General features: G+C 65.7%; 15 protein-coding genes. 14 read left to right on the top strand and 1 reads right to left on the bottom strand.

What is annotated here, in order from left to right; translation table 11 throughout:
• Position 1: 1 nt before the first annotated feature.
• Complete coding sequence (locus J0A90_RS03055) at positions 2-2,080, bottom strand: capsular polysaccharide biosynthesis protein (RefSeq protein ID WP_207036147.1); 2,079 nt, start codon at positions 2,078-2,080, stop codon at positions 2-4.
• 846 nt (positions 2,081-2,926) lie between these two features.
• On the opposite strand from J0A90_RS03055, the gene cysD reads away from it, so the two are divergent.
• The 14 genes from cysD to J0A90_RS02985 all read left to right on the top strand — a co-directional run bounded on the left by cysD (position 2,927) and on the right by J0A90_RS02985 (position 20,754).
• Entirely contained in the window at positions 2,927-3,844 is a 918-nt protein-coding gene (cysD, locus tag J0A90_RS03050) for a sulfate adenylyltransferase subunit CysD (protein ID WP_370635714.1), read from the top strand.
• 76 nt (positions 3,845-3,920) lie between these two features.
• On the top strand, positions 3,921-5,852 hold the full coding sequence (cysN, locus tag J0A90_RS03045) for a sulfate adenylyltransferase subunit CysN (protein ID WP_255701977.1): 1,932 nt from the start codon (positions 3,921-3,923) through the stop codon (positions 5,850-5,852).
• 146 nt (positions 5,853-5,998) lie between these two features.
• Positions 5,999-6,361: a DVU3141 family protein gene (locus tag J0A90_RS03040; RefSeq protein ID WP_207036056.1), complete on the top strand. Its 363-nt coding sequence runs from the start codon at positions 5,999-6,001 to the stop codon at positions 6,359-6,361.
• A gap of 115 nt (positions 6,362-6,476) precedes the next feature.
• Positions 6,477-8,207, top strand: coding sequence for a polysaccharide biosynthesis/export family protein (locus J0A90_RS03035; RefSeq protein ID WP_207036054.1), 1,731 nt, complete (start codon positions 6,477-6,479; stop codon positions 8,205-8,207).
• Positions 8,208-8,234: 27 nt separating this feature from the next.
• Positions 8,235-9,050, top strand: a complete 816-nt coding sequence (locus J0A90_RS03030) for an ABC transporter permease (protein ID WP_233076450.1) — start codon at positions 8,235-8,237, stop codon at positions 9,048-9,050.
• A 16-nt stretch (positions 9,051-9,066) separates the two neighbouring features.
• Entirely contained in the window at positions 9,067-10,044 is a 978-nt protein-coding gene (locus J0A90_RS03025) for an ABC transporter ATP-binding protein (protein ID WP_207036052.1), read from the top strand.
• Positions 10,041-11,138, top strand: coding sequence for a chain-length determining protein (locus J0A90_RS03020; RefSeq protein ID WP_207036050.1), 1,098 nt, complete (start codon positions 10,041-10,043; stop codon positions 11,136-11,138). The genes J0A90_RS03025 and J0A90_RS03020 overlap by 4 nt, the downstream gene beginning before the upstream one ends.
• An 87-nt stretch (positions 11,139-11,225) precedes the next feature.
• Positions 11,226-12,329: a dTDP-glucose 4,6-dehydratase gene (gene rfbB, locus J0A90_RS03015; protein WP_207036048.1), complete on the top strand. Its 1,104-nt coding sequence runs from the start codon at positions 11,226-11,228 to the stop codon at positions 12,327-12,329.
• Positions 12,326-13,210, top strand: a complete 885-nt coding sequence (gene rfbD, locus J0A90_RS03010; protein WP_207036046.1) for a dTDP-4-dehydrorhamnose reductase — start codon at positions 12,326-12,328, stop codon at positions 13,208-13,210. Before rfbB ends, rfbD begins: the two co-directional genes overlap by 4 nt.
• A 113-nt stretch (positions 13,211-13,323) precedes the next feature.
• Complete coding sequence (gene rfbA, locus J0A90_RS03005) at positions 13,324-14,217, top strand: glucose-1-phosphate thymidylyltransferase RfbA (protein WP_106420039.1); 894 nt, start codon at positions 13,324-13,326, stop codon at positions 14,215-14,217.
• 82 nt (positions 14,218-14,299) lie between these two features.
• The gene (gene rfbC, locus J0A90_RS03000) at positions 14,300-14,845 is read left to right on the top strand and encodes a dTDP-4-dehydrorhamnose 3,5-epimerase (protein WP_207036044.1); all 546 of its coding nucleotides are present in this window, start codon (positions 14,300-14,302) and stop codon (positions 14,843-14,845) included.
• Positions 14,846-15,084: 239 nt separating this feature from the next.
• On the top strand, positions 15,085-16,431 hold the full coding sequence (locus J0A90_RS02995; protein ID WP_207036041.1) for a UDP-glucose/GDP-mannose dehydrogenase family protein: 1,347 nt from the start codon (positions 15,085-15,087) through the stop codon (positions 16,429-16,431).
• 1,090 nt (positions 16,432-17,521) lie between these two features.
• A complete protein-coding gene (locus J0A90_RS02990) occupies positions 17,522-18,568 on the top strand; it encodes a hypothetical protein (RefSeq protein ID WP_207036039.1) in 1,047 nt (348 codons plus the stop codon).
• 20 nt (positions 18,569-18,588) lie between these two features.
• The gene (locus tag J0A90_RS02985; RefSeq protein WP_207036037.1) at positions 18,589-20,754 is read left to right on the top strand and encodes a rhamnan synthesis F family protein; all 2,166 of its coding nucleotides are present in this window, start codon (positions 18,589-18,591) and stop codon (positions 20,752-20,754) included.
• Positions 20,755-20,760 lie beyond the last annotated feature (6 nt).

Genomic DNA, 20,760 nt, shown 5'->3' with positions numbered 1-20,760 from the left:
CTCATTGCCTTTTGGAAAACAGGTTGCGGTAGAGGCGATAGGCGCGGGTGCGCAGGGAGAGCCCCCGGCGCGCGCTGCGCTGCTGGCGCATCAGCTCGATGGCGGTGTCGGCGTTGCAGTAGTCGCCGCTCTGCGGGTCGACATAGGTCGGATAGAGCAGCAGCGCCCCGGCGATCAACTCGTCGAGACTCAGGCGGCGCGTGCGCCGGGGGCTGTGCAGGCGGTCGTGGGTCAGCCCCCAGCCGGCGTAGAACGGCAGCCCGTAGGTGTGTACCGCGACGCCGCGCATCAGCCCCTCGAAGCCGGTCAGCGAGCACATGGTGTGAATCTCGTCGGCCAGGTCGATCAGATCGATGATGTCACAGTCGACCAGCTCGAGGTCGAACAGATCCTGGGCCTGGCGGTCGATCAGCCCGACCCGCGCCCCCGAAGTCACGTCCGGATGCGGCTTGTAGATGATGAAGGCATCCGGTCGGCGCTCGCGCACGGCTGCCAGCAGCTGCTGATTGGTCTTGATCTCCGGCGAGCCCTGGGCGATTGACGCATCGGTCTCGACCTGGCCCGGCACCAGTACGATCGGCCGTGTACCGATCGCCTCACGCGGCAGCGCCGGCAGGTTGCGCCCGGCGACGTTGTACTTCGACAGCTTGAGATCGATCAGCCGCCGGCGCAGACGCGCCGCCCTTGCCAGCAGGGCGGCATCGAAGGGGGTGTGCTCGAGCAACTGCTCGAGATCGCTGGTGTGATTGGCGTCGTAGTAGAGACCGCGGGCATCGAAGGCGAGCGAGAGTGGCCGGGTCAGGTCTACCCCGAGCCCCACCGAGCGCACGAAGCCATCCTCCATGCGCCACAGACGTACCCCGTGCGTCTGGCACAGCGTCTTGATCTCCGGGGTGAGTTTCTGCCCCCACACCACCAGGCTGTCGCAGGTTGCGAGCTGTGTCGCCAGCGGTGTCTTCTCGTGGCTGAACTGCACCGTGGCTGCCGGCCCCAGGAAGTCCCTGACGAAGCCGCGTTTCCAGTTGGAAAACCCCAGTGCCAGCCAGCGACCCGCCAGACGGTCGCGCTGACGCTTCTGGTCGGCGAGCAGATCGAGGGTCTCCTCCAGCGTCGATGGGGTGGCGGTGTAGGGGTTGGCGTAGCGGCAGTAGCGTAGATAAGCCGCTGCGAACAGCTCTTCCAGCGAACGCTGCCGCTGCCGCCGCGGACACGCCTGGGCATCGAGGGTGAGCCCCCAGCCGGCGTAGAAGGGGACGCCGAAGCAGTGCACCGGCTTGCCTGCCATCAGCGCTTCGAAGCCGAGCTGGCTGGTGACCACGTAGACCGCCTCCACCGCATCCATCAGCGCCCAGGGGTTGATGTCCTCGCCCATCAGGCGGCAGCGCGGCTGCGTCGCTGCCGCGGTGAGGTAGCCGCGCTTGCGCCCGGCAATCACGTCGGGATGGGTCTTGATCAGAATCTCGGCCTCGGGATGGTCGGCCAGCGCCTGCTCGAGCATCCGCGTGAAGGCCTCGGCATCGGCCATACCGTGGGTGATCGAGGCGTCGTCACGGGTTTGATCCACCACCAGCACGCGCGGGCGCTCGGCCGGGGGCAGCGGGCGATCCGGGGCGTGGTTGTACTTGGACAGACGTAGCTCGCGCAGGCGCTGCATGGCGCGCGCCGCACGGTCGAGTTCGGCGGCATCGAACTCGGCGTGATTGAGCCAGCGCTCGAGATCGGAGGGCCGCGTGGCGTCGTAATAGATGCCGCTGAAATCGACCACCAGGCTGTGCGGCTGGGCGTGATCGACCCCCAACCCCAGCGAGCGCAGGAAACCATCCTCGATCGCCACGTAGGGCAGGTCACGTCTGGCGGCGAGGCGGCGTGCCCGGGCCGCGGTGGGCTTGAGCCCCCAGCCGACGATCGCGTCCAGCGGTCGCCGGCTGCGCGGGCCGACATGCTCGAGCTGCGGGTACTCCGGCAGCAGACACCCCACGATGCGCCAGCGCGCCAGCCCGCGGGAGAGATAGCCGGCCACACGGCCGCCCGCAGCCCCGGGCAGTGAAGAAGACGACGAGACTGTCGGATCGTTGTTCATATTGCGAGAAAAAGGCCAGACCGTCATCGAAATGGATCGCCACGCTACGCAACTTCCCTGCATCAGGCAATCGTCAGCGGCGTACGGGAAAGTGCGCGCAGTGTAGCGCATCGAGGGGCGGATTTGGGGGCGTTTTCAACCGCTGTATGGCAATGGCGAGAGAGACGGCGGCCAGCGTTTCAATGTGTATCGATTAACGCGCTAATCGAAGGTGCAAGTGTAATCGAGGTTTTCTCATGGCAAAGGCGAGTCATGTATGTATGAGAACTCTCATGTATCTAGGTGTCATGGTCTCCGTTTTCTTTCATGGTCGTTATGGTATCGATGTCTGGATTTCTCATGAGACGCGGAGGATAGCTTCCATTCACTGAAGGAACAATCGCGTTCCTGGTGCGCCAATAGTCCTCTCTGACCCTTTCGTATTTCCCTATAATCTCTTTTAAAACAGTTACTTGTGTCAGTTTAGAAAATCTCAGTGCAGCCTATGAATTTGTTGATCGACAGATCCGAGAATTCATGTCGTCGATCAATAATAGCCTTTTACAAAAAGAAACATTGATGTTTTTTGGCGTTTGACTCCCCCGCGTGTTTCACCGAAAAAGAGCGCGAGTTCGCCCGTTCAAGAGCGCTGGCGATATCACCGATTATCGCCTCTTTCGCTGTCGTGTAGCGAAACGTCAACAGGGTTCGACCGGTGCCGGGTTGGCCCGTGATTACAGGAATTGACATGTCTGCGTCTGCCAGCATCAGCGGTGTACATGACTCCGAGGCCAGAGGCACCTCTGAAGGTGCCAGCCCGGTCCGCTTTGCCGCTGTGTCGCGGCGGCGTCGATCGGAGTCACCCGCGTGAGCGCGCCGGGCGTGGGGGGCCAGACCCACCTGAGACAGCTCGAGGCGGAGTCGATGCACATCATCCGCGAGGTGGTGGCCGAGTTTCGCCGCCCGGTGATGCTCTACTCGATCGGCAAGGACTCCTCGGTGATGCTGCATCTGGCGCGCAAGGCGTTCTATCCGGGCTCGCCGCCGTTTCCGCTGCTGCACGTCAATACCACCTGGAAGTTCAAGGAGATGATCGCCTTTCGCGACCGTGTCCTGGCACAGGTCGGCATGCCGCTGATCGAGCACATCAATGAAGAGGGGCGCGCCGCCGGCATCAACCCCTTCGATCATGGCAGCGCCAAGTACACCGACATCATGAAGACCCAGGCGCTCAAGCAGGCGCTGGACGCCCACGGCTTCGATGCCGCCTTCGGCGGCGCGCGGCGCGACGAGGAAGCCTCCCGCGCCAAGGAGCGGGTCTACTCCTTCCGTGACAGGCACCACCGCTGGGATCCCAGGAACCAGCGCCCGGAACTGTGGAATCTCTACAACGGCAGGATCGGGCCTGGGGAGTCGATCCGCGTCTTCCCGCTCTCCAACTGGACCGAGCTGGATATCTGGCAATACATCCACCTCGAGTCGATTCCCATCGTGCCGCTCTATTACGCCGCGCCGCGCCCGGTGGTGATGCGCGACGGCCGGCTGATCATGGTCGATGACGAGCGTCTGCCGCTGGCCCCGGGCGAGGTCGCCGAGGAGCGCTGGGTGCGCTTCCGCACCCTCGGCTGCTACCCGCTCACCGGCGCCGTCTCGTCCCGCGCCGCGACGCTGCCCGCGATCATCCAGGAGATGCTGCTGACCCGCACCAGCGAACGCTTCGGGCGTGCCATCGACCACGACCAGGCGGGGTCGATGGAGAAGAAAAAACGCGAAGGGTACTTCTGAGACGGCCGCGCCGGAATCGAACCAGAACCAGAACCAGAACCAGAACCAGAACCAGCGGCCGGCGCCCGGGCGCCGCATGCCACCGAGAGGGAACACCGTGTCACACGCGTCAGCCATGATCACCGACAACATCGAGGCTTATCTGAGGGTGCACGAGCACAAGGGGCTTCTGCGCTTCATCACCTGCGGCAGCGTCGATGATGGCAAGTCGACCCTGATCGGGCGGCTGCTGCACGACGCCAGGATGATTTTCGAGGATCAGCTGGCGGCGGTGGCACGTGACTCCAAGCGCTGCGGTACCACCGGTGAACGCATGGATCTGGCGCTGCTGGTCGATGGCCTGCAGGCCGAGCGCGAGCAGGGCATCACCATCGATGTCGCCTACCGTTTCTTCTCCACCGACAAGCGCAAGTTCATCATCGCCGACACCCCGGGACACGAGCAGTACACCCGCAACATGGTCACCGGGGCGTCTACCGCCGATCTTGCGGTGATCCTGATCGATGCGCGCCTCGGAGTCCAGGCGCAGACCCGGCGACACAGCTATCTGTGCGACCTGCTGGGTATTCGTCACCTGGTGGTGGCGGTCAACAAGATGGATCTGGTCGGTTACTCGCGCGAGCGCTTCGACGAAATCGTCGCGGCGTACCGCCATTTCGCCACGCGGCTGACGGCCACGGATATCCGCTTCGTGCCGCTGTCCGCGCTGGAGGGCGACAACGTCGTCGACCCCAGCGAGCGCATGCCGTGGTATCAGCTCGATGGCCAGCGCGGTCCGGCGCTGCTGGCGCTGCTCGAGCAGATCGATATCGCCTCACCGGCGCCGTTCGAGGCGCTGCGTTTCCCGGTGCAGTACGTCAACCGCCCCAACCCTCATTTTCGGGGCTACTGCGGCACCCTGGCCGCCGGCAGCCTGCGCCCGGGGGATGCGGTGCGGGTGCTGCCGTCGCGGCGTTGCGCCCGGGTGGCGCGCCTGGTCACCAACGACGGCGATCTCGAGATCGCCTATCCGGGGCAGTCGATCACCGTGACCCTCGACGCCGAGGTCGATGTCTCGCGCGGCGACATGCTGGTCGCGGAGGCATCGGAACTGACGCCCTGCAGCGGCTTCAGCGCGGATCTGGTGTGGCTGCACGAAACGCCGTTGGCACTGGGCCACGAGTACGAACTCAAGGCGGCGACCCGTAGCGTCTGCGCGCGGGTGGTGCGGCTGGTGCATCAGGTCGATGTCGACACCCTGGCGCCTACGCCTGCGCAGCGGCTCACGCTCAACGGGATCGCGCGCTGCCAGATCGAGGTGGATCAGCCGCTGGTGCTGGACAGCTATCGGCGCTCCCCGGGTACCGGCGCCTTCGTGCTGATCGATCGCTTCAACCATCTGACCGTCGCCGCCGGCATGGTCGTCGACACCCTGAGCGCGGCCAACCTGGTGTGGCACGACATGGCGGTGACCCAGCGCCGGCGCGCCGAGCGTCACCGCCAGAAACCCTGCGTGGTGTGGTTCACCGGACTCTCCGGCGCCGGCAAGTCGAGCGTCGCCGATGCGCTCGAGCGCCAGCTCTTCGGCATGGGCCACAGCACCTATCTGCTCGATGGCGACAACCTGCGCCACGGCCTGTGCAGCGACCTGGGTTTCGGCGACCGCGAGCGCCAGGAAAACATGCGCCGGGTCGGCGAGGTGGCTCGGCTGATGGTCGACGCCGGCATGATCGTGCTGGTCGCACTCATCTCTCCCTTCCGCCAGGAGCGCCAACGGGTGCGCGAGCGCATGGCGCCGGGCGAGTTCATCGAAGTGTTCGTCAATACCCCGCTGGCGGTGTGCGAGCGACGTGACCCCAAGGGGCTCTATCGCCGTGCCCGGGCGGGGGAGATCGCCCAGTTCACCGGTATCAGCTCGCCCTACGAAGCGCCCCAGCAGCCCGAGATCGAGATCGATACCTCGCACGACGACCTGACGCTGACGGTCGCCGGGCTGATCGCCGCGCTGCGGCGCGAGGGCGTCATTTGAGCCGTTTTCGACGTGAACCCGCTGGCCGGGCGGCCGGCGGGCCAGGCAGGGCAAGCAGGAGGATAACCCGCATGCAGCATACACAACACGTACGCAGACCCCACACCCGAGCTCGCAGCCAGACGCGAGCCCGCAGGCACAGGCCGGTGTGGCTGGCAGCCACCCTGGTGCTGGCCGCCGGCCTGACCGGCTGTGCCGCGCCGGGCGGCCAGCCCGGCGCCGCCGACACCCTGGCCATGGCGGATGCCACGCCCGCCGGCCCGGCCCTGAGCGCCTTTCTCGAGCGCGCGCCGGATGGCGCCGTGACCACGCTGGCGGCGTCGCCCTGGGGCGGCAACGTCACCGTTTACGCCCGCGAGCGCTACTTCGCCGCCAGCGGCCATGAGTGCCTACGGCTCGACGTGAGCCGAGGGGCGGTACCGGCGGCCCTGGGTAGCGGCGAGGTGGCCTGCCGGGTCGCCGCCCGCGGCTGGTACACCCAGCGGCTGGTGACCGAGGTGGTGCGCTAGCCAGCGCCGCCGCCGCCACTGGCCGCGGTCACGCTGCGCGGCCAATAACCGAGCCGCAGCCGGGCGCCTTGAGCCCCCGCGCCGGCCGACAACGAGTCTAGGGCAGGAACACAACATGAAGCGCGCAGCATGGATTTCCCGGGCAATGTGCCTGGTGGCGGTAGCGTGGCTGAACGCCGGCGCGGTCCACGCGCAGTCGATCGGCGTCGATAGCAGCTCGCTGCTCGGTAGCGATGCCGAGGCGCAGCCGCTGACCGCGGATTCGAGCGCGGCCGGGGTCGAGGAGATTCCGCGGGCCGACTGGGACAGCGGCACCTATGGGCCGGTCGATCCGCGCACCCAGGCGCCGGTCGATCCGGAGTCGCTGCCGCCGTTCGGCGCCAACCTGTTCACCGGGGGCTTCCGCGGCACCATGGCCGATGGCCTCAACCCGGCCTACCTGATCAAACCGGGTGACCAGATCACCATTCGGGTGTGGGGCGGGGTGGAGCTCGACCGGGTGCTGGTGGTGGACGCCCAGGGCAACATCTTCCTACCGCGGATCGGGCCGCTGCAGGTCCAGGGTATCTCCAATGCCCAGCTCAATGCCAAGGTGCGCGGCGCGATCCAGTCGGTCTACCCCGAGAACGTCAGCGTCTACACCAATCTGCAGGGCGTGCAGCCGGTCGGCGTGTTCGTGACCGGCTACGTCAACAGCCCCGGACGCTACTCGGGCACGCCCAACGACTCGGTGCTCTATTTCCTCGACCAGGCCGGCGGTATCGACCAGGCGCTGGGCAGCTATCGCCGGGTGCTGATCAAACGCGGCAGCCGGGTGATCGGCGTGGTCGATCTGTATGACTTCCTGCTCGACGGTGAGATCGCGCGGCCGCAGTTCCGCGACGGCGACACCCTGGTGGTGGAGGCGCGCGGCCCGGCGATCAGCGTGGTCGGGGACGTGCAGAAGGACTATCGCTACGAGCTGGTGGGCGACGGCCTGACCGGACAGGACGTGCTCGACCTGGCGCGGCTCAAGGCCGGCGTCTCGCACGTGCTGCTGCGTGGCAGCCGGCCCGAGGGTCCGCTGTCGCGCTACCTGCCGCTGGCGGCGTTCCGGGCCGCCGAGGTTCGCCGCGGTGACGAGGTGCTGTTCAGCGCCGATCAGCGCGACGAGACCATCGTGGTGCAGGTCGAAGGCAGCTACTACGGCCCCTCGCGCTATGCGCTGCCGCGCAACGCCAAGCTGGGCGAGCTGCTCAACGCGATCAGCGTGCCCCGCGACATGACCAGCTATCGGGATGTCTCGATCCGGCGGATCAGCGTCGCCCGCCAGCAGGCGGCATCGCTCAAGGAGAGCCTGCGCCGGCTCGAGACCACCTACCTCGGCTACCCCTCGCGCACCGCCAAGGAGGGCGAGATCCAGGTGCGCCAGGCGGAGCTGATCGAGCGCTTCGTGCAGAAGGCGGCCCAGGTCAAGCCCAACGGCCGGCTGGTGGTGGCGCGTGACAGCGGGGTCGCCGATATCCGCCTGCAGGATGGCGATATCGTCACCATCCCCGAGAGCACCGATTCGGTGCTGCTCAGCGGCGAAGTGGTGATTCCGCAGGCGCTGGTGTTCACCCCGGGGATGAACGCCGACGACTATATCCGCCTGGCCGGCGGCTTCACCCCGCGTGCCGACGAGGACCAGGTGCTGGTGGTGCATCGCAACGGTGCGGTGATGCATGCCGGCCAGACCCGCATGCGCGCCGGTGACGAGATCATCGTGCTGCCCGCAGCGCCGACCAGCAATATCGAACTGGCGGCGAGCATCACCCAGATCCTCTATCAGGTTGCGGTAGCGACCAAAGTGGCGCTCGACCTATGAGCGCCGCAGCGAGAGGAGGGCGCGCGCATGGCTGACTCCATGCTTCCGATCGCCGGGGCCCGCCCGCGCGGTGCCTGGCGGGTGGCCCGCAGCGTCTGGTTCGCGATGTTCATGCGTGAAGCGATCTCGCGCACCATGGCCGACCGTATGGGCTGGTTCTGGATGATCTTCGAGCCGCTGGCGATCATCGGCGTGATGGTCTCGATCCGCGGGCTGTTCATGTCCGGCAGCGAGATCTCCGGCGCCGACCACGTGCCGTGGATGATCGTCGGGCTGATGGGCTTCGGGCTGTTCCGCGAGAACATGATGCGCGCGCTGGGGGCGATCGACGCCAATAAGGGGCTGTTCGCCTACCGCCAGGTCAAGCCGGTCGATACCGTGCTGGTGCGCTGCTTCCTGGAAGGCATGCTCAAGTCCTTCCTGTTTCTGATGTTCATGCTGATCGGCGACCTGCTGAAGTTCGAGCTGATGCCGGATCACCCCCTCGGCGTGCTGCTCGACTGGCTGTCGCTGTGGGCGCTGGGTTGGGGCGCGGGGCTGACGGTCTCGGTGCTCGGTGACCTGGTGCCGGAATTCGGCCGCGTGGTGCGCATTCTCAACCTGCCGCTGCTGCTGCTCTCGGGCGTGATCCTGCCGGTGATGTACGTGCCGTACCCCTACCGCGACTACCTGCTGTGGAACCCGCTGGTCCACGGCCTGGAGAGCATGCGAGTCGCGTTCTTTCCCGGCTATCACACCCTCAATGATATCGACATGACCTACCTCTGGTTCTGGGCGCTGTCGCTGCTGGCGCTGGGCCTGCTGCTGCACATCCGTTTCGCCGCCAGGTTGAAAGCGCACTAGCGCGGAGGAGCGAGCCATGATCGATATCCGTCATCTCTACAAGCGCTATCACAACCACCACGGCAGCCAGTGGGTGCTCGAGGACATCAATCTGAGCATCCCCGCCGGGGTCAGCGTCGGCCTGCTGGGGCGTAACGGCGCCGGCAAGTCGACCCTGCTGCGCCTGATCGGCGGCATGGATACCCCGGACCGCGGCGAGATCGTGCGCGCCAGCCGAGTCTCCTGGCCGATCGGCCTGGCCGGCGGCTTCCAGGGCTCGATGACCGGTCGTCAGAACGTCAAGTTCGTCGCCCGAATCCACGGCGCCGACGACGAGATCGAGCAGATCATCGCGGCGGTGGAGAGCTTCGCCGACATCGGCCGGGCCTTCGACGAGCCAATCAAGACCTACTCCTCGGGGATGCGCTCGCGGCTCGCCTTCGGGCTGTCGTTGGCCTTCGACTTCGACGTCTACCTCTCCGACGAGGCCACCGCGGTGGGCGACCGCCACTTCAAGCAGAAGGCGAGCGAGGCGTTCAAGGCGCGCATCGGCCGCGCCAGCTTGATCATGGTTTCCCACGGCGAGGGCGTGCTGCGCGAGTTCTGTCAGGCCGGGATTCTGCTCGATCGCGGCCGCGCGTTCTGGTTCGACGAGATAGAGGCCGCCATCGAGGCCTACCACAGCGCCGGTGACGGCTACGTACCGCCGCGGCCGGCCACGCCCCGCAATCTGGAGGAGGCCAAGCAGGCGCTGGCCGAGGCCAATGTGCACTTCGACGCCGCCCGAGAAGCCCTCGATGCCGTCGGCGACAGCGCCGCGGAAACGGCGGCAACCCCCGAGGAGACCCTGCGCTGGCGTCTCGACGACGCTCGTGAACGGGTCCACGAAGCGCGTCGCCAGGTGCAGCAGTTCACCGCCCGCAAGGGGCGCAAAGGTGGCCCCCGGGGCCAGCAAAGGTCCACGGCCAACAACACGTCCCCCGACAAGACCTCAGCAAAGGCGAAACGGTCATGAAGAAGCCGCTCTCTGTACGCAACTACCTGCACTGGATTCTGTGCTTCGTGGCGATCGCCGTGGTCTCCGCCTACTGGGCGCTATGGGCCAGCGACCGCTATGTCTCCCATGCCAACGTGGTGCTCGAGAGCCCGCAGATCGCCGCGCCCACACTCAGTTTCAGCTCGCTGCTCAGCGGCAGCGGCGCCGCCAACACCGCCGACATGCTGCTGCTGCGTGACTACCTGCGCTCGGTGGACATGCTCAAGCTGCTGATCACCCAGGCCGACTTCCGCCAGCACTACGCCAACGCCGGTGCCGACTACTTCAGCGCCCTGGACGATGAGAACGCGCCGCTGGAGGAGCTCCACGACTACTACCTCAAGCGGGTCTCGGTGGAGCTCGACGACTATGCCGGGGTGCTGCGCATCGACGTCGAGGCCTTTACCCCGCAGGAGGCCCATCGCATCGCCGAGCTGCTGCTGGAAGACGGCGAGCGCCACATGAACGAGATGGGGCAGCGCCTGGCCCAGGAGCAGGTCAAGTTCCTGGAGAAGCAGGTGGCGGTGCTGGAGAAGCAGTTCCAGCAGACTCGTAACGACCTGCTCGACTACCAGAACGTCAACGGCCTGGTGTCGCCCACCGGCACCGTGGAGAGCCTGGAGTCGGTGGTCTCGGGGCTGGAAGGGCAGCTGGCCATCGCCAAGGCGCGCAAGCGCGCGCTGGCCAGCTATCAGAGCACGCGCTCGCCGGAGATGGTGCGCATCGAGAGCGAGATCTCCGCGCTCGACAACCAGATCGTGCAGGAGCGCGAGCGCCTGGCGCGCCAATCCGGTACGGCCTTGAACCGCATCTCCTCCGAGTACCAGACCCTGCTGCTCAAGGCGCAGTTCGCCCAGGACAGCTACTCCGGCGCGCTGGCGGCGCTGGAGAACACGCGCATCGAAGCGGCACGCAAGCTCAAGCAGGTCTCGGTGCTGCAGGAGCCGACCCTGCCGGAGTACCCCGAACAGCCCGAGCGGCTCTACAACTCGGTGGTGTTCGCGGTGATCGCCCTGTTCCTCACTTTGATTCTCAACATGCTGATTCTGATCGTGAAAGACCATCGCGACTGATGCCGTACGCGCTCCCTGGCACCTGAACGGCACCCACAGACAGCGCCTATCGCCACAGACGGCGCCCATGAGAACGAGAACACGACCATGAACGAATACACCGATACGACCTCTGCCAAGACATTTCTGGTCACCGGCGGCGCCGGCTTCATCGGCTCCGCGGTGATCCGCGAGCTGATCCGCGAGACCCCGCACCGTGTCGTCAACGTCGACAAGCTGACCTATGCCGGCAACCCGGAGTCACTGGCGCCGGTCGACGACAGCGAGCGCTACGAGTTCCGGCTCGGCGATATCTGCGATGCCAAGGTGATGGCGCGGCTGTTCCGCGAACTGGCACCGGACGTGGTCATGCACCTGGCCGCGGAGAGCCATGTCGACCGCTCCATCGATGGTCCCGCGGCATTCATCGAGACCAACGTGGTGGGCACCTACACGCTGCTGGAGACCGCGCGCCAGTACTGGAAGGAGCTCAAGACGCGCGATCCGGCCAAGGCGGCGGCGTTCCGCTTCCACCACATCTCCACCGACGAGGTCTACGGCGACCTGCACGGCGTCGACGATCTGTTCACCGAGCGCACCCCTTACGCGCCGAGCTCGCCCTATTCGGCCAGTAAGGCGAGCTCCGATCACCTGGTGCGGGCGTGGCAGCGCACCTTCGACCTGCCCACGCTGGTCACCAACTGCTCCAACAACTACGGGCCCTATCACTTCCCCGAGAAGCTGATCCCGCTGACCATCCTCAACGCCCTCGCCGGACGCCCGCTCCCGGTCTACGGCAATGGCCTGCAGGTGCGCGACTGGCTCTATGTCGAGGATCACGCCCGGGCGCTGATCCAGGTCGCGACCGAAGGGGCGGTGGGCGAGACCTACAACATCGGTGGGCACAACGAGAAGACCAATATCGAGGTGGTGCGCACGATCTGCGCGCTGCTCGAGGAGCTGGCGCCGGCCAAGCCGGCGGGGGTGGCGCACTACGCGGATCTGATCACCTTCGTCAGCGATCGCCCCGGGCATGACCAGCGCTACGCCATCGATGCCAGCAAGATCCAGCGCGAACTGGGGTGGCAGCCCCGCGAGACCTTCGACAGTGGGCTGCGCAAGACGGTGCGCTGGTTCCTCGACAACGAGGTCTGGTGGCGGCGGGTCCAGAACGGCAGCTATCAGGGCGAACGCCTGGGGGAGACCGCATGACACTGCTGATTCTGGGGGGCAGCGGCCAGGTCGGGTTCGAGCTGCGCCGGCAGCTGGCGCCGCTGGGCGAGATCGTCGCCCCGAACCGGGCCGAGCTCGATCTGATGAGCGCAGCCAAGGTCGCCGCCGCCCTCGATACCCTGCGTCCGACGATGATCGTCAACGCCGCCGCCTGGACTGCGGTCGACGCCGCCGAAAAAGAGCGAGCCGCGGCGCAGCGGCTCAACGCCGAGCTGCCGGCCCAGCTGGCGGACTTCGCCGCTGGCGGTGGCTGCGAACTGCTGCACTACAGCTCCGACTACGTCTATCCCGGCAGCGGCCAGGCTCCCTGGCAGGAGACCAGCGCCACCGGCCCGCTCGGCCACTACGGCGCGACCAAGCTGGCCGGCGACGAGGCGCTACTGACGGCCGCGCCGGAGGCGCTGATCCTGCGCACCAGCTGGGTCTATGCCGCCCGCGGGCGCAATTTCCTCGACACCATGTTGCGTCTGGGCGCCGAGCGCGAGCGGCTCGGCGTGGTCGCCGACCAGATCGGTGCGCCGACACCGGCGCGGCTGATCGCCACGCTGTCGCTGCTGGCGCTGCGGGCGCGCCTGGCCGGACGGCTCGCGGGCGGGGTCTACCACCTGGCCTCCCGAGGCGAGACCAGCTGGCACGGTTTCGCCCGCGAGATCTTCGCCCAGGCCCGTGCCCGTGGCGTCCCCCTGGCGCTGGCCGACGACCAGGCGGTGGCCGCCATCGCCACCGCCGACTACCCGACGCCGGCCCGGCGTCCGCTCAATTCGCGCCTGGCGCTCGACAAGCTGGAGCGCGCGCTCGGTGTGCGCCTGCCGGACTGGCGCACGCAGCTGGCGCTGACGCTCGACGAGCGCCTGGGCTGAAGCGGCGCGCGCTTCAACGGTCTTTTCGATGCCGCTGACCCCGGTATCACGCTGGCACCGGCGTCACGGTGCGATCCAACGATTCGTCGGCCATACCGACAGGGAGTTCTACCATGGCACGCAAGGGCATCATTCTCGCCGGCGGTTCCGGCACGCGGCTGCATCCGATCACGCAGGGTATCTCCAAGCAGCTGCTGCCGGTCTATGACAAGCCGATGATCTACTACCCGATCTCGGTGCTGATGCTGGCCGGCATCCGCGACATCCTGATCATCTCGACCCCGGACGATCTGCCCCAGTACCGCAACTTGCTGGGTGATGGCGAGCAGTTCGGGGTGCGCTTCGACTACGCCGTGCAGCCCTCGCCGGACGGCCTGGCGCAGGCATTCCTGATCGGCGAAACCTTCATCGGCGACGACCCGGTGTGTCTGGTGCTCGGCGACAACCTGTTCCACGGCCAGCACTTTTCGGATCAGTTGAAGCGCGCCTCGGCGCGGGAGCGCGGTGCCACCGTGTTCGGCTATCTGGTCAAGGACCCGGAGCGCTTTGGCGTGGTCGAGTTCGATGCCGACGGCCGGGCGCTGTCGATCGAGGAGAAGCCGATCCGGCCGCGCTCGCCCTACGCGGTGACCGGACTCTACTTCTACGACAACGACATCGTCGAGATCGCCAAAAGCGTCAAGCCCTCTGCCCGCGGCGAACTCGAGATCACCTGCGTCAACAACGCCTATCTCGAGCGCGGCGATCTACAGGTCGAACGTCTCGGCCGCGGCTTCGCCTGGCTGGATACCGGCACCCACGACAGCCTGCTCGAAGCGGGTCAGTACGTGCAGACCATCGAGCACCGTCAGGGGCTGAAGGTGGCCTGCCTCGAAGAGATCGCCTGGAACCAGGGCTGGATCGACGAGCGCCAGCTGGCGGCGCGCGCCGAGGCGCTGAAGAAAACCGGCTATGGCCAGTATCTGATGCAGCGTTTGCAGGACGCACAGCCGGGGTCGGTGGCCTAGGGCACGAGGTCCAGCCCCGGGTGCCTTACATCGACTGACGTCCATCGACTGCCATATCTATAGAAGAGGGGGAGTGCGCACCATGATCTATGAGCGCCTGGCGATTCCCGATGTCGTGCTGATGACGCCGCAGATATTCGGCGACTCACGCGGCTTCTTTCTCGAGTCCTTCCGCCACAGCGAGTTCGTGACCCACTGCGGCGACTACCGCTTCGTGCAGGACAACCACAGCTGCTCCGGCCGCGGCATCCTGCGTGGCCTGCACTATCAGCTCGAGCACCCGCAGGGCAAGCTGGTCCGCGTCACCCGCGGCGAGGTGTTCGATGTCGCGGTGGACCTGCGCCGCAGCTCGCCCACTTTCGGCCGCTGGGTCGGGGCGCTGCTGAGCGCCGACAACAAGCAGCAGCTGTGGGTGCCGCCGGGTTTCGCCCATGGCTTTTATGTCACCACCGAGGTGGCGGAGTTCCAGTACAAGTGCACCGACTACTACGCCCCCGGTGATGAGCATGGCCTGGCCTGGAACGATCCGGCGCTGGCCATCGACTGGCCGCTGGTTGATGCCGCGCCGGTGCTCTCGGCCAAGGATGCCGAGGCCCGCTCGCTTGCCGAGGCGCCTACCTTCGCCTGATCTGGCGGGCCCTTGTCGCCTCTATACCCTCACAACATGCCTTCACCACGCCGCCCATCACGCGGACCGCTACGTTGCGGTTGGTGAGCCTGTTTGCAGGGAGGCGATTTCCCGAGGCTCCTGCACGACCACCTGGTCTGGACATCTTTGCTGAACGTCTTTCCTGAACGCCTTTCCTGAAAGTCTCTGCTGACCGTCTTACCCGCGCCTTGCGCATTTTTCCAAGAGGATAGATGTCGATGAAAATTACCGTATTCGGCACCGGCTACGTTGGCCTGGTGACCGGCGCCTGTCTCGCCGACGTGGGCCACAGCGTGGTCTGTGTGGATATCGACGAGGACAAGATCGCACGCCTGCGCCGCGGCGAGATCCCGATCTACGAGCCCGGGCTGGAGTCGATGGTGCTGCGCAACGTCGAAGCCGAGCGGCTCGCCTTCACCACCGATGCCACCGAGGCGGTGCGCCACGGGGTGCTGCAGTTCATCGCCGTGGGCACACCGCCGGACGAGGATGGCAGCGCCGACCTGCAGTACGTGCTGGCGGTGGCCGCGACCATCGGCCGCCATATGGATGGGTACAAGGTGGTGGTCGACAAGTCGACCGTGCCGGTGGGCACCGCCGACCGCGTGCAGGCGCGCATCGCCAGCGTGCTCGCCGAGCGTGGCGTCGAGCTGGCGTTCGACGTCTGCTCCAATCCGGAGTTCTTGAAAGAGGGCTCGGCGCTGGAGGACTTCACCCGCGGCGCGCGGATCGTCGTCGGCTCGGCCTCGCCCAAGGTCGATGAACTGATGCGCGAGTGCTACGCCCCCTACAACCGCAACCGCGAAAAGATGATGTTCATGAGCGTACGCGCGGCGGAGCTGACCAAGTACGCCGCCAACGCCATGCTGGCGACCAAGATCAGCTTCATGAACGAGATCGCCAATCTGGCCGAACGCCTGGGGGCGGATATCGAGGACGTGCGCCGTGGCATCGGCTCGGACCCGCGCATCGGCTACCACTTCATCTATCCCGGCTGCGGCTACGGGGGCTCCTGCTTCCCCAAGGACGTGCAGGCGCTGTCGCGCACCGCGGCCAAGGTCGGCTACAGCGCTGAGCTGCTGGAGGCGGTAGAGGCGGTCAATCGACGCCAGAAAACGACCCTGTTCGACAAGCTCTCCGCGGCGTTCGGTGGCGACTTGCAGGGCAAGACCATCGCCCTCTGGGGGCTCGCCTTCAAGCCGGAAACCGATGACATGCGCGATGCGCCCAGCCGTACGCTGATGGAGTCGCTGTGGGCGGCCGGCGCGGTGGTGCAGGCCTACGATCCGGAGGCGATGCGCGAGTGTCGACGCATCTACGGCGAGCGCGACGACCTGATCCTGGTCGCCGATCGGATACAGGCGGTCCGAAAAGCCGATGCGCTGGTGATCTGCACCGAGTGGAAGGAGTTCCGCACCCTGGACGCGGCCTGGATTCGTGACCAACTGCGCCACCCGGTGGTGGTCGATGGCCGCAACCTCTACGAACCCGATGTCATGCTCGACGCGGGTATCGACTACTACGCGGTCGGCCGGGGCAAGACCCTCACCGAGGTGACGGCATGAGCGGGGCCCGCGCCGGCGGGCCCCTTGGCTCTGTACGAAAACTATCGGCGCTCGGCGCTACGGCGTCTTCTCATCTGGCGAGTGTGAGTTCGCCTGATCCGCACTTCGCGGATATCGATGAGTAAAACCATCTTCTACTCGCTCGGGCGCGAGATTATTCTGAAAGCCATGAAATAGCACGTCTCCTTGATGGCGAAAATGCCACCTTGGGTGAATGGCGATAACAAGCGATTATCGCTTGCCGATCGGATATCCAGAATGCCATCGCCTGTTGCTGTGGGAATGCATGACATCGGCTAGACGTTATTCCGTAGTGAACATGTTAGTCACGTTGCAGAAGTTGCCAGGAACATATGTTGCAGTAATAGTTGCCGCAGCCGTGTCTATAACAATTGCTGGAAAAATACCTGGGATAACTGGCGGCGAGCAGGTGAGTCTGGCATGACGGTTTGAATACGAAGCGATGACGGCGCCATCAGTGTGTTGTCGCCAAACGCTTGTCTGTCGTTTGGACTGTGTTTTCAAGCCATTGAATATAAAAACTATTTGTCTGTTATTCGACTGGGCGTGTGGGTGGGCAGCGATTGGGAATTGATCGAGCGCGGCTGAAGCCAGTGCCAGGATACGCGCATCGGGTCTTTTATTTCCCTGATGTCGCGGCGGATGCATTGTTCACCAATTGCCAGTCGGTGGCGGCTCTTGTTGGGCGACGTTACCCGGGAGAGTCGAGGTGAGAACGGCGATCGGTTGCGAGCCGTTGAGCTGACGATGGGCGGAATAAAAGATTTATCGATGTAGGTCGGTCGATGATATCGCTGATGTCATGACTGAACGATGAGATGACGGTATTCGATGTCCGTAAAATGAAGCTGCTTGGCGTTCATGGAGTGTCTCTCTCGGTAACGAAACTTTTATTTCTGCAGTGAGCGTGTCTTTTTTAGCGCAGTGAAGCTGCCTTTATTGACGCAGAGCCGTATCAGTAAAACCAGTAGCAAGAGTTTGATGAAACTCATCGCCGTGACGCTGTGATCAGCGGTCCGGCGGGATCGAACGACGACGCACCATGCGGGCGACGCCAAGGGGACAGTTCATGCAAGCCAAGAGTCGGGCACTCCACGACTTCGGATCGACCTTTCTCGGTCCGGCACTCCACTGCTACGCGGAGTCCATCGAGGCCGAAGCGGAAGGGCACCTGCCGGTCTGTCTGGCGCGGGAGGGGTGGTGTTTCTACCGCTTGCTGCAGCGCCTCGAACGGGCCTCGCTGATCTCGCTGCCGCATGCGCCGATCTACCTGCGCGTCTCCCGCACGCTGCTGTTCCGCGCCATGCTCGGCGACCCCGCAATCATGCCGATGGCGCTGGGCAACGACTTCAGCGGCAGCGTGCTCGATCTGATGCGCAAGCGCTTCGGCCTGCAGCTGCACGAGATCTTCTCCACGCTACCGATCGAACTGCTGCGTTTCACCTGCGAGCTGCCGCGCGATCAGGCGCTGGTGCAGCAGTGGCTGGCGCCGCATCTGGCGGGGCTGGCCCGGCTGGTGGAACCGACCCGCGAGGCGCTGCGCGCCTACCTGACGCAGTGCGGGCTCGACGACCCCGACAAGCGTCCGCTGATGCTCGACCTGGGCTACTCGGGGACGATCCAGAAGGTGCTCACGCATGTGCTGGGGCGCGATACCTCGGGGCTCTACTTCATCGCCACCAAGCCGGGCGACGCGGCGGTGGGTACCCACCATGCCCATTTGAAGGGCGTGTTCCACGAAGGCGTGGGCTGGCGCAATGGCTGCGTGATGCTCGACCGCTCGCTGCTGTTCGAGTCACTGCTGACCGCGCCGCACGGCCAGATGGTCGATATCCGCCAGAAGCACGACGGCGGCTTCGAGTACTTCTACGGCCGTGAGGCCGCCACCCAGCGCCACTTCCAGGATCTCAAGATGGTCTTCGATGGCGCGATCGATCATGTCATCGACTGCCGCCGCCACGGCGTGAGCTACACCCGGCGCGACGTTCAGGACCTCTACGAGGTCTTCGCCACGCGGCCCAACTGCATTCCGCACGACGTCTGGCACCTGTTCAGCGTCGATGACGACATTACCGGCAACGGCATCATCAATCCGATGCAAATGTTCGCGATCTGAACCAGGGCAAGGGGCATCTCATGAAACCAGAGGGAAAAGTGACGGCGCTGTTGCCATGGCTGTTCCAGGCACATCTGCTGGGACGCGCGCGCCGGCGGCAGCCCGTTCTCGAGGAGACGGAGCAGGCAGTCGAATCGCCGGCGCCGGACCCGGTGCTGGTCGACATGGCGGCGTCGATGGCCAGTGGTGACGTGGTCCCGGTGGATGTGGTGGCTGCCACCAGCGCCGAGGATGCCGAAGCGCTGACCGAGCGCCAGCCGGCCAACGAGGAGCTGCCGCTGGGCCAGGCCGGCGGCGACGGCCACGCCGCCCTGATCAGCCAGGCCTTCATCGATGCGCTGAGTACCGGGCTGTTCGATCCCAAGTGGTATCAGGCCACCTATGGCCTGCGTTTCGCCACCCAGCGCGAAGCCTTCGACGACTATCTGCGCAAGTCGCGCTTTGCGCCGGTGAACCCGTCGCCGCGCTTCGACAGCGAGACCTACCACCGCATGTACATGGACGTGTTCCACGCCCAGCAGAGCCCGCTGCAGCACTATCTGCTGCACGGCCGCGGCGAGGGGCGCCAGCACGTGCCGGCGACGGTGCGCTGGTACCCGCGCGAGGTGGTGACGCCCAGCGTAGTGCTGGGGGAGGCGGCGTCGACGCTCAAGGTGGCGCTGTGCCTGCACGTCTTCTATGCCGATTTCCTCGACCGCTTCGCCGAAGCGATCGCGCGGTTCCCGATCGAGGTGGACGTGTTCCTGACGCTGGCGGCGGCGGAGCACGAGGACAAGGCGCAGGCGGCATTCGCCGAGCATCCTCGAGTGCGCGCGCTGCACACTCGGGTCGTGCCCAATCGCGGGCGCAACTTCGGCCCGATGCTGGTGGAGTTCGGCCCGCAGCTGGGGGAGTACGACCTGCTGTGCCATCTGCACTCGAAGAAGTCGCTCTACTCCGGCAAGGAGCAGACCCAGTGGGCGGAGTATCTGATCGAGTATCTGCTGCGCGATGTCTCGGTGATCACGCGCCTGCTCAACGCCTTCGCTGAAGACGAGAGCCTGGGGCTCTACTATCCGACCACCTTCTGGATGATGCCGGCCTGGGTCAATCACCAGACCATGAACAAGGGTTTCATGCAGACATGGCAGCGCGAGCTGGGGCTGGGGTCGATCCCCGATTTTCTCAGCTATCCCGCCGGCGGCATGTTCTGGGCACGCCCGCAGGCTCTGCACGGGGTGATCGACCGCGGCTGGACCTACGCCGACTTTCCGCCGGAACCGCTGCCCAACGACAACTCGATGCTGCATGCGCTGGAGCGGGTGCTGGGGCCGCTGGTCGAGCACCGGGGCTACCGTCAGCTCTTCTTCTACCCTCCGACCGGTCAGTTCACCACCGATTCGGGCTACATCACGGCCAGCTACCACGGGCGGCTGGGCAACCACCTGGCGAGCATCCAGGCCCACTCCTACATCAGCTTCGATGTCTTCGACACCCTGGTGCGGCGCGAATACATGGTGGCCGACTACGCCAAGCTCAAGCTCGGCAAGCGGCTCGCCGAGCAGGGCCGGGTCGCCTCGGCGCGGGCCTTCGTCAAGCTGCGCAACGATGCCGAGGCGAGCCTGCGTCAGCGCGCCAATTTTCAGGGTGACGTCGACATCGTCGCGATCTACGACGAGCTCGCCGAGCGCCTGGAGGTCTCGCCGGCCCAGGCCCAGGCGTGGATGCGCCAGGAGTTCGAACTCGATCTGGAGATGATCCGGCCCAAGGACGAGATGGTCGAGCTGTTCAACCATCTGGCGGCCTCCGGCCATGTGCTGTGGGTGATCTCGGATACCTATTACACCCGCGACCAGGTCGGCCTGATGCTGCGCAAGGCCGGTGTCTCCGCGGCCTACCGGCTGATGGTGTCGAGCGCGGAGCAGGCGCGCAAGGACAATGGCAGCCTCTGGCACCGGGTCAAGCAGGACCTGGCCGCCGAGGGTGTCCAGCGCCATCTGCACATCGGCGACAACGTGGTCGCGGACGCCCAGATGCCGGGCGATCTGGGCCTGACGACCTTCCATATCCTGCATCCCCGCGACAAGTGGCGCGCGCTCGGCTTCCCCGAGGTGCTCATCGGTGACGAGGCGCTGGACGAGGGCGAGATCCTCAAGTGGGGCCGACTGATCAGTGAAGTCGGTCGCAACCCTTTCATCGGTGAGTGAGCACCC

The sequence above is a fragment of the Salinicola sp. DM10 genome, assembly GCF_017306975.2.
Lineage (GTDB): Bacteria > Pseudomonadota > Gammaproteobacteria > Pseudomonadales > Halomonadaceae > Salinicola.
Note: the sequence above shows the minus strand (reverse complement) of the source record. Positions and strands in the feature narration are given on the sequence as shown.

Excerpts from the sequence above, each read along its gene's own strand:
- J0A90_RS03055 (WP_207036147.1), bottom strand. The coding sequence starts at position 2,080 with ATGAACAACGATCCGACAGTCTCGTCGTCTTCTTCACTGCCCGGGGCT.
- cysN (WP_255701977.1), top strand. The coding sequence starts at position 3,921 with ATGCCACCGAGAGGGAACACCGTGTCACACGCGTCAGCCATGATCACC.
- J0A90_RS03035 (WP_207036054.1), top strand. The coding sequence starts at position 6,477 with ATGAAGCGCGCAGCATGGATTTCCCGGGCAATGTGCCTGGTGGCGGTA.
- J0A90_RS03030 (WP_233076450.1), top strand. The coding sequence starts at position 8,235 with ATGGCTGACTCCATGCTTCCGATCGCCGGGGCCCGCCCGCGCGGTGCC.
- J0A90_RS03025 (WP_207036052.1), top strand. The coding sequence starts at position 9,067 with ATGATCGATATCCGTCATCTCTACAAGCGCTATCACAACCACCACGGC.
- J0A90_RS03020 (WP_207036050.1), top strand. The coding sequence starts at position 10,041 with ATGAAGAAGCCGCTCTCTGTACGCAACTACCTGCACTGGATTCTGTGC.
- rfbB (WP_207036048.1), top strand. The coding sequence starts at position 11,226 with ATGAACGAATACACCGATACGACCTCTGCCAAGACATTTCTGGTCACC.
- rfbD (WP_207036046.1), top strand. The coding sequence starts at position 12,326 with ATGACACTGCTGATTCTGGGGGGCAGCGGCCAGGTCGGGTTCGAGCTG.
- rfbA (WP_106420039.1), top strand. The coding sequence starts at position 13,324 with ATGGCACGCAAGGGCATCATTCTCGCCGGCGGTTCCGGCACGCGGCTG.
- rfbC (WP_207036044.1), top strand. The coding sequence starts at position 14,300 with ATGATCTATGAGCGCCTGGCGATTCCCGATGTCGTGCTGATGACGCCG.
- J0A90_RS02995 (WP_207036041.1), top strand. The coding sequence starts at position 15,085 with ATGAAAATTACCGTATTCGGCACCGGCTACGTTGGCCTGGTGACCGGC.
- J0A90_RS02990 (WP_207036039.1), top strand. The coding sequence starts at position 17,522 with ATGCAAGCCAAGAGTCGGGCACTCCACGACTTCGGATCGACCTTTCTC.
- J0A90_RS02985 (WP_207036037.1), top strand. The coding sequence starts at position 18,589 with ATGAAACCAGAGGGAAAAGTGACGGCGCTGTTGCCATGGCTGTTCCAG.